Here is a 12,132-nt window from a genome sequence, read left to right on the forward strand (position 1 = left end):
TTTTCATGAAACTGAATATTAAAGGAGAGCGCGATAAACAACTCCGCTATGCGTTTATTGGTCTTTCAGCTTTAACTTTACTCATGGGCGCAGGGAATGTACTGACAGGGTCACTGGCATGGTATTTCGCCACAACCCAGAAAACCATCACTACGCCATTAACGTTTAACCGCCCATTTGCATCAGATTCTAAAAGTGTCGATGCCACCGGCCTGACACAGTTCGCCGCTTCCTTTATTTACTGGCGACTGAACGTTACTCCGGAAAACATCGAACATAACCAGAAAATGATTCTTGGATTTGTCCCCTCCGCCGAACGGGACGTACTCAAGAAAGCCCTGGACATAGAAACTGAGCGCATTCAGAAAGCGGGCATCACCACTCAGTTCGACACGAAAGAAATTCGCGTCATGGATGATGGCTCCGTGCAGTACAGCGGGGTACTGAAATCCTCCACCACAAACGGCGCAATCATCACGCCACTGAAAGACCAGGAAAAAACCTACCGACTGAAACTGAGCTATGACAACGGTGTGATTAACCTCCACAGCTTTGAAGAACTCAAGCCGGTATCTCCCACTAACTGACAGGACTGCCCATGAAATTTCGCATTTCACCGGCAGCTGCTGCTGTGTTTCTGGCAGCGGGATTATTTACAAGCGGCCTTCGGGCCGCTTCCGCACCCGCAGCCATTCCGTTTGAGAACGACGCCGCCTTTAACGTCACTCTCAGCAACACCAACCCGAGCAAGGTTGTTGTAGACGGAGAACTCATTACCAGCATCAGCGGACCAACCGGTGCGTATGACCAGAGCCAGACCGAGGACGGAGCGCTCATTCTGTCTCCGCTTATCGGCCAGAACTTCACCCTGTTTATCCAGACTGACCACGGTTCATCGCTGAGCCTGAACGTCAGGCCGCAGCCGGGTAACGGCAAAACACTGCGCTTCACCCCGATGTCACCACCACTTCGCAAGAACGACGATGCGAAGGCATGGGAAGAAGGGCAGACCTATGAAAAAACGCTGGTTGCGCTATCCCGCGCCGTAGTCAATGGTCAGGTGCCGGACGACTACCGGGAATACCCGGTCAGCCGCATGCCGGCTTACTCACCCGCCAGTGATGTACGCCTGACGCCTGAACGCCAGTTCGTAGGCAACCACCTTCGCGTGGTTCGCTTCCGGATGAGCAACCCGGGCAGCATCACCCGCAGCCTCCGCGAGCGCGATTTCTGGCTCAAGGGCGTCCGGGCCGTAATGCTGTCACAGAATCAGCTCTACGCTGGCGGTGAGGGGTATGCCTGGATTGTGTTTTCAGATGACGGAGGCGCCCACCCATGACCATCAGCCTGAATGAAAACCTGAAAACCCGCCGCAAGCAGCTGGCCATCCTGGCCGCCGTCATCATTGGCGGCGCAGCTGCAGCAGGCGGCGTAATGTGGTATGGGCAATACCAGCAAAAACAAAAGCAACCCGCACCAGCTGCAACACCAAACCTGACCGGCGTGGTGACCGCGACGTTTAACGAGCAGGTCAACGATGCCGCACTGACGCAGCAGCAGGCAAAGACCTCCGCTCTTGAGCAAAACCTTGCCACGCTTGCCCAGCAGTTCGCGCAGAACAAGCTCACCACCGAGCAAAAGCTGGCCGAAAAGGACGCTGAAATTCAGCGCCTGAACGACCAGCTTACGAAAGGCCCCGGCAGCAACCAGACCACTGGCCAGCAGACACCACCTGCAGGTCCGAACGGAACACCACTCCCAGGTCCCGTTGCTGCCGGTCAGGCCCGACCACCGGAATACAATGTAACCCCCACAGGTGCACCGGCCGCCACCGGTGTGAATATGGGGCAAGGTGCAGCGTTTTACCCGGGCGGCTCCGGCCAGCGCATGACAGGCGGTCTGTCGACAACAAAGTTCAGCTACGACAGCCTGAAGAAAAAGCCAACCAAACTCCCCTGGATTCCATCTGGCTCTTTCTCTGATGCTGTTCTGATTGAGGGGGCCGACGCGAACGCCAGCGTCACCGGTCAGCAGAATACCAGCCCTGTTACTATCCGCCTGCAGGGCAACATTCAGATGCCCAACAACAAAGAGTTCAACGCTGACGGTTGCTTTATTGTGGGTGAGATGTGGGGCGATATTTCCAGCGAACGCGGAAACGTCCGCACTCAATCCATCAGCTGCATACTGAAAAACGGCAAGCACGTGGACATGGAGTTTCAGGGGCATGTCAGCTTCCAGGGTAAAGGCGGCATTCGCGGCAAGCCGGTCATGCGAAACGGCATGATTGTCGGCTATGCCGGCGCTTCCGGCCTCCTGTCAGGCTTTGGAGAAGGCATCAAATCTGCCGCCACACCATCCGTCGGCCTCGGTGCCACTGCAAGTGTTGGCGCAGGTGATGTGTTTAAGCAGGGCTTCGGAGGCGGAGCCAGCAAGGCGGCCGACACGCTGAGCCAGTACTGGATTAAGCGCGCCGAGCAGTACCATCCGGTAATTGATATCGGTGCCGGCAACCAGGTCACAGTCGTGTTCCAGAAGGGTTTCCGCCTTGAAACCATCGAGGACGCCGAGGACGCTAAAGCGAAAGAGGAACTACAGAAAGCCGGCAACGCCGCGCAGAACGCCGTGACTCCTCAACCGGCGAGCCAGACCACTGCATCCAGTACCACCTCAGTCGGCAACATCAACCCGGATGACGTTCTCCGTCAGGCCAGTCAGCTGCGCCTTGGTGACACCATCAATTGATGAGGAAATGCAGATGTCTGCTCGTAAAACAACAGCACAGGGAGGCGGTTACAACGGACCTGACATCCAAAGCGGCAGCAAAAAGGATAAACGTAATGCGTGGCGAAGAGCGTAATAACAGCCTGCTCAGGAGCATGCGGATACATATTGCTGAATGGGAGGCGGGACGCGCCACTCCGGAAGGAAGCCGGTTCATGTTTATCTGGCTTGCCATGTACCTTGGGACCGCGTGGCCGGCTCTCGCGTACTGCCAGCCACTTTTGGCGCTGGGTTTTCTGGTTATCTGGTTCTTTCCGAGTCAATGGATATGCAGGCGAATTGTCCCCCGCTACAACGAAAGCTGGGCGGAGGTATTCGACAGGAAGCTTTCTGATTATGAACCCTTGAATTTGCCCGCCTGGGAACACCTTAAGCACCAGGCCGAAACGGAGGGGCTGACGGTCAGCATTGTCAGCAACTGGTATCAGGAGGAAGCGAGGTCCGTCTGGCCAGAAAAGAAACCAGACCTGAAGTTTCTCCATAAAACTACTGACCGTCGCGGGAAAACGGGAGAGGAGTGAAACGTAATACGGCAATCCCCCTAATCACCCCACCTCCCGCATCAAAACTGAAATCAATATCAATGGTGGCTATATGAGATACACAACCGATTCAGAAATAGGTCTTAACCCTCGCGGGCTTTTCCTCATCATGGGGGGAGCTATCGTCATCGCCAGCCTGCTTATTGCCTGGCTCTCATTTTACAGTATTAACGAAGGTGAAAGGGGAGTGCTGCTGCGAAACGGGCGTATTGTTAAAGTCGCTCAGCCCGGCCTGGGACTGAAATGGCCGATCATCGAAAGCGTGGAGAAAATAACCGTAAGGAATGAGGCCATGCTTTATGAAGGTATGAGCGCCTACAGCTTCGATCAGCAACCCGCAAAAATGACCGTATCCGTGAACTTCCATGTTCTGCCGACCGAAGTGGAACGCGTCTACAGTGGTTATCAGACGGTTGAGAACATGAAAACGCGGCTGATTGCCCGGCAGATACCTACACAGCTGGAAAACGTTTTTGGACGATATACCGCAATAAGCGCGGTTCAGGACAGAGCGAAGCTGGTACAGGATATGCAGGCCGCGCTACGGAAAAGTGTTGATGGACCGGTGGTGATTGATACCGTACAGATTGAAAACATCGACTTCTCGCCGGCGTATGAGAAATCCATTGAAGACAGAATGAAAGCAGAGGTGGCCATTGCCACACGGACGCAGAACCTCCAGACAGAGAAAATTCAGGCTCAGATAGCGGTCACTCAGGCTCAGGCCCAGGCTGACAGTAAACTGGCGGCAGCAAAGGCAGAAGCTGAATCAATACGCCTTCGCGGAGCCGCAGAAGCTGAATCCATACGCCAGCGCGGCGATGCACTTCGGGATAATCCCGGCCTGGTCAGTCTGACGACGGCTGAACGCTGGGATGGAAAGCTTCCGGCATCAATGATCCCCGGAGGTACCGTACCTTTCCTTTCGGTGAAGTAACCTCTGACAGCCTCTAATTGTTCACCATCACAACCCTGTAATTCATTTCACTGGAGTGTCTATGTCTGCAATTAGGGCACGTTCTTCATTACTAAAAACCCTGCACAACTATCGCTATTTCCTCATTCCAGCACTGGTATTCACTATCGAACTGACAGTGTGGGCAGTGCTCAATCTTAGAGGCGTGGGTGATATGGGCTGGGTCTCCTGGCGAGTGTCCCTGCTATTAAGCGTGTTCCTCGTATGCTTTAGCGGCTCTGCCTTTAACAAACGCGATGACTGGTACTTTATGTATGGTTCAGTCGTTCCGTGGGGAGGAATGCTGATAGGGACCATTGTTTATGGCTTCATCCAGATGAACCTGAACTTCCTGACGCTGGACATGTTTTATGCCGGCGTGTTTTGTAGCCTTGCTGTGCAGTTGCTTTTCACTGTGATTCAGTGCAACTGCAAATAATCGAAATTGAGTATTACCCCTCCCTGAATACCCCTTAAATTAAAACCGGAGTTACCCCATGAAAAATCTACTGGGTGCTGCACTGCTGTGCAGCGCACTGACCGGCTGCGCCGGTCTCAATTCTGATTTCGACTGCAACAAGACCGCGACCGACCAGTGCCTGACCACCGGTGAGGCCAACAAGCTGGCCGCTCAGGGTAAAAGTCTGGATGACCTGACGGCAGAGAAAACCGCAAAAAAGCCTGCGGGTGAAACCCTGCCGGCACTGCGCAATTCAGCACCGGTCGTGAATCCCTTCCGTCCCGTCTCCGCCGCAGCAACCGGAACCACTGCCGCTAAGCCTGTTGCACCGCGCCCTCTGACCACTGCGCCGGCGAAATCGTCTGGCTCGCTGGTCACGCCGCTGACCACGTCCAGTCATGCGACCCCTGTGCCGGTTAACACTGCGGGCCGCGTTCCGGTTCAGCGTATTCCTGACGCCACGCAGCGCCTGTGGATTGCACCCTGGGTGGACACGGACGACAACTTTCATCAGCCGGCTGTGGTCGAGTTCGTGAAAAACAAATCCCACTGGGATGAGAGCTACCGCGTCATCGGGGAGGGAGGGGAATGAGCAGCCACTACATTTCCGGCAGGAACGGCATCGAATATCTGGCGAAATCGTTAGCCCATTCACGGAAAGGAACGACGCAAATCACCGCCACACAGTCAATCGATACCGACGATGAAACGCTGGCCGTTCTGAGCGTGAGCTGTGACTGGCAGATTAAAACTGCCGGTGATGCCCCGCACTCCGGCCAGATGAACGAAGAGAAGCTGCGTCGCCTGGAGTTGATCCGGGCCGCTGCGGAGGGCCGAAAATGAGTTTTGTCGACAGCCTGATGGATATGCTGAAAAACGGGAAAGAGGAAGACGGTGCAGCAACGGCCCGCAACAACCTTTCCCAGACCTGGGACTATCCGTCCCTGGTTGCTGCGCTGCCTTACCGGTATTACGACGACAAAAATGAAATTTTCGTCAATGCCGGCTCTGCGGGCTTCATTATGGAAGCCGCGCCGCTTCCCGGCGCGAACGAGCAGGTGATGGCCGCGCTCGATGACATGCTGCGTAAGAAGCTGCCCCGCCAGACCCCTGTGACCGTCATTATGCTGGCCAGTAAGTGTGTCGGGGAACGTATCGATCGCGGCGTGAGTAACGACATGTGGAAAGGGGGGATGGCCGATCACCTCAATAAAATTACCCGCGCGTTCTGGCAGCGTTCCGCTCTGCACGGCCTGGCCAACGAACGGGAATACCCGCTCTACCTGCGTAACTACCGTATCTTTATTGTCTACGGTCAGCCCATTAAGCGCGCTTCCCAGGTTCAGCGGGTGATGGATGACCTGATTCAGATACGTAACACCATCCGCGTCTCACTGGGGGCCGCGCGCATCGACAGCATGAACACCGATGTGCACGCTTTCCTGTCTGCGGTACGCGAGCAGATGAACTACCGTCAGGAGCAGGTGCTGACATCCTCCGGGGATTACAACGAGGATGAAAAGCTTAACCGCCAGGTGGTTGATCCGGGAATTGACCTTAAGGTTCATCCATCGCATATCCGGATGGAGCTGCCGGAGACCATAGACGCGCGCGGGACACGCCTGCCGGCATCGGCATGCCGCATCATCAACATGCAGCTTGCTAAAAACCCGCGTCGATTCGCGCTCTGGCAGGGGGCTGACAATCTGCAGAACCTGCGCTTTCCCGATCTCGGGATACCCTGTCCCTTTATGTTGACCTGGACGACGGCGCTGGAAGAACAGACCAAAAGCCAGAGCGAGGCTTTCCGTAAAGACCAGGACCTCTCGAAAAAAGCCAACTCAGCCTACGCTGCACTGTTCCCCAACACCAAAAAGGCTGCAGAGGAATGGCGGCGCACCCGGGAGCAGCTGCACAGCAATGAAATCGCGCTCTGCAATACCTACTTCAACCTGACCCTGTTCGCCCCGGATAACAATACCGAGGCACAGAAGTGTGAACTGGCCGCCGTGAACGTGTTCCGTAAGAACGAGCTGGAAATGGTGACGATACAGTACCAGCAGATGCGTAACTGGCTGGCCAGTTTCCCGTTCGTCATGCAGGAAGGGATGTGGGAAGACCTGAAGATGACGGGGGCAACGCTGCGCTCCAAGTCATGGAACGCGGTGAGCCTGATGCCGGTCGTCGCCGAGCGCCAGCTGTCCAACGTGGGTATGCCATTGCCCACCTACCGGAACCAGGTTGCGTTCTACGACATGTTTGGTGAGGAGAACGGCAGTACCAACTTTAATATCGCCGTCACCGGCACGTCCGGGGCAGGTAAATCCTTCCTGACGCAGGGCATCCTTCGCGATGTACTGAATGCCGGGGGGTACGCCTGGGTTATCGACATGGGGGACAGCTACAAGAACTACTGTCACCAGGCCGGCGGGGTTTATCTCGATGGCTCTAAACTGCGCTTTAACCCGTTCGCCAACGTTAAGGACATTAATCATTCAGCGGAAGGGATTGTGCGCCTGCTGACGGTGCTCGCCAGTCCGACGCAGCCGCTGGATGGCGTCTGTGAAGCGATCCTGCAGAAAGCGGTAATGGATGCGTGGGAGAAGAAGGCAAACAAAGCCCGTATCGACGACGTTCATAATTACCTGACTAATGAGGATGTGAATCAGGCGTCCGCTGACAAGCCGACCATCAACGCGCGTCTCGCTGAGCTGGCCATGCTGCTCGATACGTACTGCACCTGGGGACCTGACGGAGAATACTTCAACGCCGACACCCCGACGCTCGATGGTGAAACCCGCTTCGCGGTGCTGGAGCTGCTGAGCCTGGAAGACAAGCCGAAGCTGCTCTCGTCCATCCTGTTCTCGCTCATTCTGGCGATACAGGAAAAAATGTACCACAGCCCGCGCGACCTCAAAAAAGTCTGCATCATCGACGAGGCCTGGCGTCTGCTGGGTGGCTCCAACCCACACGCGGCAAGGTTTATCGAAACCGGCTACCGCACAGTGCGTCGTCACCGTGGGGCGTTTATCACTATCACCCAGGGCATCAAGGACTTCAGCGCCAGTAAGGAAGCAGAAGCCGCGTGGAACAACAGCTCCACCAAAATCACCCTCTTGCAGGATGCGAAGGCATTTAAACAGTACCTTGCCGATAACCCGGATCAGTTCTCGGACATGGAAAAAGAAGTTATCCGTGGCTTCCAGCCCGCCCTGCAGACCGGTTACAGCTCCCTGCTGATAAACGCCGGTGAATACAGCTCTTTCCATCGCCTGTTCGTCGACCCCGTGACGCGCGCCATGTTCAGCTCGCGCGGCGAGGACTTTGCTTTCATGCAGAAAGTGCAGAAAGAAGCGGGGGCGACTGCGGAAGAAGCGGCGTATCTGCTGGCGGAGAAAAAATACGGCAGTGAACTTCGTGAACTTGAAGAGTGGGTGAAAGCAGCATGAGTGAACAACAGAGCAAACCGTATGACGGCGACACCGTTCGGGACGGTGCAACTATGGCGGGATGGTTGACCTCCCGAAGAATGAAATTAGCAATCTGTGTGCTTGTCTCGCAGATGGTTATGACGGGGATAACATGGATTTACATGAAAAACACAGAGCCAGAGATTGTCGTTTTCGACATGAAGGGGACGGTGGACCTCTTCATGCAGCAGTCCGCTCAGTTACAGCTCGATGAAAACCGGGCTAAAGCGATGACCCAGCAATTCAACGCGGCGCTGACCGGCAGCCTGGATGCGTGGCAGTCCTCACACAACGCCATCGTTCTGGTGAAGCCGGCGGTGATGAGCCCGCAGCGCGATATCACGAATGAAGTCCGTGCTGATATTGCCCGACGCATCCAGGGGGGCCAGTGAAAAAACGACCGCAGCTGATGGCAATACTGCTGCTGATGTTCTCCGCCGGCAGCGGGGCGAAAGATCTCGGTACCTGGGGCAACGTCTTCGAGCCTGCAGAGCAGGACATGCTGGCGTTTATCCAGAATCGCCTAAAGGGAATGGAGCAGACGGGCGAGCTGGACCGCCTTCGCAAAGAGGCAACGGAAAGAGTGAAGGAGCATGCGGTACGTCCGACACCTGTGGAAGGGCTAACGAAAGCGAAGGAATACCGCAGCTTTGCCTGGGACCCGACATTTACCGTGAAGGAAACGATCACAGACATGCAGGGCAACGTGATCGCCCGCAAGGGCGATACGGTCAATCCTCTGGATAAGGTGCCTTTCAGCCAGGTGCTCTTTTTTATCGACGGCGATGATAAGGAGCAGGTGAACTGGACCCGACAGCAGCTCGCCGGCCAGACCAGCGTGAAGGTCATCCTGGTGAACGGCAACATCAAAGAAACCAGTGATGCGCTGAATGAACGTATCTACTTCGACCAGTCTGGCGTACTGACCCGTAAATTCGGTTTTGAACACATCCCCGCGCGGATATCGCGCGACGGCCACGTGATGAAAGTGGAAGAAATTCCGGTATCAGGAGCGAAAAAATGAGTGCAACAACGTTAGGTGACCTGTTTCCCGAAATGCGTCAGGCGGTCACATCCCATCGACGTTACGGCAGAAAACCGCGTAAACCCGCTGAGATAACGCCGCGCATGGGAACAGCAGAACGGCTGAAGACGCTGTATCCCGAAATTGACTCCTGGCATCCGGTACTGGTGACCAAAGCCTGGCTCCACTGGTGTGAGCAGAACCAGCAGGACAGCCGGGAGCCGTCCAGGCGTGATGAACGTTTCCCTGACTACATCATTCACCTCTTACTGGAGAACATGCGGGCCGAGGACAGCGCGAAACGTAAAAAGGGCCCGACGCTGTCACTTTCCGAGCGTCTCGACAGGTTGTTTGCAGGCGAAGGGCAGGAGAACGCCGAATGTCACTGATACACAATACCGCTGTGCCGCCAGCATCTCAGCATATGGCTGGTCACAATGCTTATACCAAAAGCTGTGACGAAACCGTAAATCAACTCTGTCAGCTATACCCTGAGATCGCTTCATGGCAACCGGCGCTGATCGCCGGTGCCTGGCACCAGTGGTGCGCGAATAACCAGCGTCAGCCTGTAGCGCCGGAAGAACGAGATGAGGCGTTTCCCCTGTACCTCGTCAGGCTTATCCGCAACAGAATGGAGGAGATGAACGCATGGCGTTAATCAGTTGCTTCACCGGACCTCAGGGGCTGCAGGGGATGCTCACCTGTTTGCGTGATACTGAGGGCATGACCGGTATTCTGGTCGTCATTGCGCTACTCGCTGGCTGGATTGTTGTTCAGTACGTGGCATGTGCCCGGCGTGAACGCCGGGCGTGGGAGAGCAGACCGGGAATACCTGTCCCTCTGGCGCAATTTGGCAGTGCCCGGCATGCCGATGCGGTTCACGCCTTTGCTAACCGGGAATACTATCAGATATTGCTCGCAGAGCTGGAAAAAGGCCTGACTGAGGCGGGCTATGCACTGACACGCGATGAATCACTGCGCGTGACGATCCCAGAGGCTGACCGGCTACAAATTAGCCGCCGGATTTTCCGGGCACGCCAGAACTATACGTCGCCGAGAGTCTCTGAGGAGGCGATGCAGGACAACTTAGATGCGGCAGTGAACGATGGGTACGCCGGCTCCTGGCTCAGCTTACTCATACGTGGCAGTGAGCGCATTGGCTGGTACATCACGAGACCGGCAAACAGCCAGTGATCAACCGCGCTGCCCTTCAGGATGTTCGGTGCTCACTGCGTTGCGCTCCGCCTCAGCCTGAATGTCATCCCGGTTTCCGATTAACCCCCGACCAGGTAACGCCATGAAAAAAGACCCTGTTACTGAAAAGGGCCGGAATGTCACCTCAGTACGTCACGATGAGGGTTCGGCCCGACAGATGGATGAAATCCTCAACGATAATCCACTGTACAAACCCTCGCATGTTCTGCGCGGAGCCATTCTTGCCCTGTACGAAATGAGCCAGGAAGAACGTCTGGCCATCATTATGAAAGCGGCCGGCAAAGCCAAAAACCATTAATCCTTTTATAAGCCCTCCCGCCGTCCGGTGGCTGCGGCACTCCCGGAGATACCCCATGACTCACCCTGAATCTGTCAGGCCGGTGACGGTTACCCGTGACCGCAATGGCTTCTGGACGCACCCTCATTATTTTGTACCTGCCCGTGATGAGGCCACACAGACTGAATTCGGCGACTGGATGCGCCAGCACAATCTGACCTGTGCCACCCGCTGGATGGAAAACGACGCGCCTCCGCAGGTGATCGCCGACTGGGAAAAGGGAAAACAAAACATCAGTGACTGGCTCCCTTCCGCGCCAGAGGGGGAGGGCTGGTTCATTGGCTCCATTCATGACACTGAGGACGGCCCGGTCTGTGTATGGCTGCGGGAGGTGAAATGAAGCGTTTCTCATGGCTTGCCGGCGTGATGCTGGTCCTGCTGTCCTGGATGCCAGCTCAGGCAACGGCTGCAGCCAGCAACGCGGGTGATGGCCGCTGGGTTAACCCGATAAGCGATGTCTGCTGGAAGTGTCTGTTTCCGATGACGCTCGGCAATATTCAGCTGGCCGCCGGTCCACAAAAGGATACCAACAACCCGGCTTCGCCGATCCAGATTTGTCCATATGGTGTGTTTTATCGTATCGGTCTGGCCATCGGGTTCTGGGAGCCAATGGCGATGGTGGACGTAACCCGTGAGCCTGGGGTCATGGTCAACATGGGCGGCTTTAAAATAGATCTCGGACGAACGGGAACGGGAACCGCAGGGCAGAGTGACCGGCCCGCTGCCGGCACGTTCTACCATGTTCACTGGTACAAATACCCGCTGATTTTCTGGCTGAACATCATCACCAGTCTGGGGTGTCTGCAGACCGGCGACATGGATATTGCCTATCTCTCCGAAGTCGATCCTCTCTGGAATGACAGCACACTCTCGATGCTGATTAACCCCGAGGCAGCGCTGTTCGGCAACCTGATCGCTCAGGGGGCCTGTGCTGCTGACGCAGCTGCATCATCAGCTGGCCTTCCTCTGTCACCGCTGTTCTGGTGCGCAGGTAGTCAGGGTTCTATCTACCCGCTAACAGGCTTTACCAGCGGTGAGTTTTCTCCGCTCGAGGCCTCTCTGCTGGTCGGAGAGCGAATGGCCTTCAAGCTGCATCGTGAGGGGCTGGTATGGAACTCTGTGGGCGCGGACGTCGCCGTATGTAACCAGTATCCATCCCCGATCATCCCGAAAGAGCGATGGCGATACCAGATGGTGAATATGTACCCCGAACCGGGCAACTGCCATCCCTTCGGGGCCAGCACGCAGCTCTGGGGCACAACGCATAACTCTCCATCCTCCAAAAAGAACTTCGGCTACCTCTTCTGGCGCAAACGTAACTGCGTATTCCTTTAAGGACATGACA

The 12,132-nt window shown here is 55.8% G+C and carries 17 protein-coding genes; all 17 read left to right on the forward strand.

Annotation, left to right across the window (positions count from 1 at the left end; translation table 11 throughout):
- The first annotated feature begins 5 nt into the window (after positions 1 to 5).
- Positions 6 to 587, forward strand: coding sequence for a TraE/TraK family type IV conjugative transfer system protein (locus ACQG2Q_RS26055; RefSeq protein WP_033488175.1), 582 nt, complete (start codon positions 6 to 8; stop codon positions 585 to 587).
- Between the two features lie 11 nt (positions 588 to 598).
- The gene (gene traK, locus ACQG2Q_RS26060; RefSeq protein WP_033488176.1) at positions 599 to 1,339 is read left to right on the forward strand and encodes a type-F conjugative transfer system secretin TraK; all 741 of its coding nucleotides are present in this window, start codon (positions 599 to 601) and stop codon (positions 1,337 to 1,339) included.
- 2 nt (positions 1,340 to 1,341) lie between these two features.
- Positions 1,342 to 2,745 carry an F-type conjugal transfer pilus assembly protein TraB gene (traB, locus tag ACQG2Q_RS26065; RefSeq protein WP_033488185.1) on the forward strand — a complete coding sequence of 468 codons (1,404 nt, stop codon included), beginning with the start codon at positions 1,342 to 1,344 and terminating at the stop codon, positions 2,743 to 2,745.
- Between the two features lie 95 nt (positions 2,746 to 2,840).
- Positions 2,841 to 3,305 (forward strand): hypothetical protein, encoded by a 465-nt coding sequence (locus ACQG2Q_RS26070; protein WP_032663619.1) that lies wholly within the window; start codon positions 2,841 to 2,843, stop codon positions 3,303 to 3,305.
- A gap of 130 nt (positions 3,306 to 3,435) precedes the next feature.
- On the forward strand, positions 3,436 to 4,263 hold the full coding sequence (locus ACQG2Q_RS26075; protein WP_196481024.1) for a prohibitin family protein: 828 nt from the start codon (positions 3,436 to 3,438) through the stop codon (positions 4,261 to 4,263).
- 61 nt (positions 4,264 to 4,324) lie between these two features.
- Positions 4,325 to 4,720 carry a hypothetical protein gene (locus ACQG2Q_RS26080; RefSeq protein WP_032663621.1) on the forward strand — a complete coding sequence of 132 codons (396 nt, stop codon included), beginning with the start codon at positions 4,325 to 4,327 and terminating at the stop codon, positions 4,718 to 4,720.
- Between the two features lie 58 nt (positions 4,721 to 4,778).
- Complete coding sequence (gene traV / locus ACQG2Q_RS26085; RefSeq protein WP_032663624.1) at positions 4,779 to 5,333, forward strand: type IV conjugative transfer system lipoprotein TraV; 555 nt, start codon at positions 4,779 to 4,781, stop codon at positions 5,331 to 5,333.
- Entirely contained in the window at positions 5,330 to 5,584 is a 255-nt protein-coding gene (locus ACQG2Q_RS26090) for a hypothetical protein (protein WP_032663625.1), read from the forward strand. Before traV ends, ACQG2Q_RS26090 begins: the two co-directional genes overlap by 4 nt.
- Positions 5,581 to 8,190: a type IV secretion system protein TraC gene (gene traC / locus ACQG2Q_RS26095; protein ID WP_033488177.1), complete on the forward strand. Its 2,610-nt coding sequence runs from the start codon at positions 5,581 to 5,583 to the stop codon at positions 8,188 to 8,190. The genes ACQG2Q_RS26090 and traC overlap by 4 nt, the downstream gene beginning before the upstream one ends.
- A complete protein-coding gene (trbI, locus tag ACQG2Q_RS26100; RefSeq protein WP_032663628.1) occupies positions 8,187 to 8,603 on the forward strand; it encodes a type-F conjugative transfer system protein TrbI in 417 nt (138 codons plus the stop codon). The genes traC and trbI overlap by 4 nt, the downstream gene beginning before the upstream one ends.
- Positions 8,600 to 9,235 (forward strand): type-F conjugative transfer system protein TraW, encoded by a 636-nt coding sequence (gene traW, locus ACQG2Q_RS26105; RefSeq protein ID WP_032663630.1) that lies wholly within the window; start codon positions 8,600 to 8,602, stop codon positions 9,233 to 9,235. The genes trbI and traW overlap by 4 nt, the downstream gene beginning before the upstream one ends.
- The gene (locus ACQG2Q_RS26110) at positions 9,232 to 9,624 is read left to right on the forward strand and encodes a hypothetical protein (protein ID WP_032638128.1); all 393 of its coding nucleotides are present in this window, start codon (positions 9,232 to 9,234) and stop codon (positions 9,622 to 9,624) included. The genes traW and ACQG2Q_RS26110 overlap by 4 nt, the downstream gene beginning before the upstream one ends.
- Positions 9,615 to 9,893 carry a hypothetical protein gene (locus ACQG2Q_RS26115; protein ID WP_032663633.1) on the forward strand — a complete coding sequence of 93 codons (279 nt, stop codon included), beginning with the start codon at positions 9,615 to 9,617 and terminating at the stop codon, positions 9,891 to 9,893. Before ACQG2Q_RS26110 ends, ACQG2Q_RS26115 begins: the two co-directional genes overlap by 10 nt.
- Positions 9,884 to 10,429 carry a hypothetical protein gene (locus tag ACQG2Q_RS26120; protein WP_072254587.1) on the forward strand — a complete coding sequence of 182 codons (546 nt, stop codon included), beginning with the start codon at positions 9,884 to 9,886 and terminating at the stop codon, positions 10,427 to 10,429. The genes ACQG2Q_RS26115 and ACQG2Q_RS26120 overlap by 10 nt, the downstream gene beginning before the upstream one ends.
- 103 nt (positions 10,430 to 10,532) lie before the next feature.
- On the forward strand, positions 10,533 to 10,748 hold the full coding sequence (locus tag ACQG2Q_RS26125) for a hypothetical protein (RefSeq protein WP_029403804.1): 216 nt from the start codon (positions 10,533 to 10,535) through the stop codon (positions 10,746 to 10,748).
- Positions 10,749 to 10,803: 55 nt separating this feature from the next.
- Positions 10,804 to 11,127 (forward strand): hypothetical protein, encoded by a 324-nt coding sequence (locus ACQG2Q_RS26130; protein WP_032663634.1) that lies wholly within the window; start codon positions 10,804 to 10,806, stop codon positions 11,125 to 11,127.
- Entirely contained in the window at positions 11,124 to 12,122 is a 999-nt protein-coding gene (traU, locus tag ACQG2Q_RS26135; RefSeq protein WP_029403807.1) for a conjugal transfer pilus assembly protein TraU, read from the forward strand. Before ACQG2Q_RS26130 ends, traU begins: the two co-directional genes overlap by 4 nt.
- The last annotated feature ends 10 nt before the right edge of the window (positions 12,123 to 12,132 follow it).

Source organism: Enterobacter cloacae complex sp. 370H10, assembly GCF_050031535.1.
GTDB classification, from domain to species: Bacteria; Pseudomonadota; Gammaproteobacteria; order Enterobacterales; family Enterobacteriaceae; genus Enterobacter; species Enterobacter intestinihominis.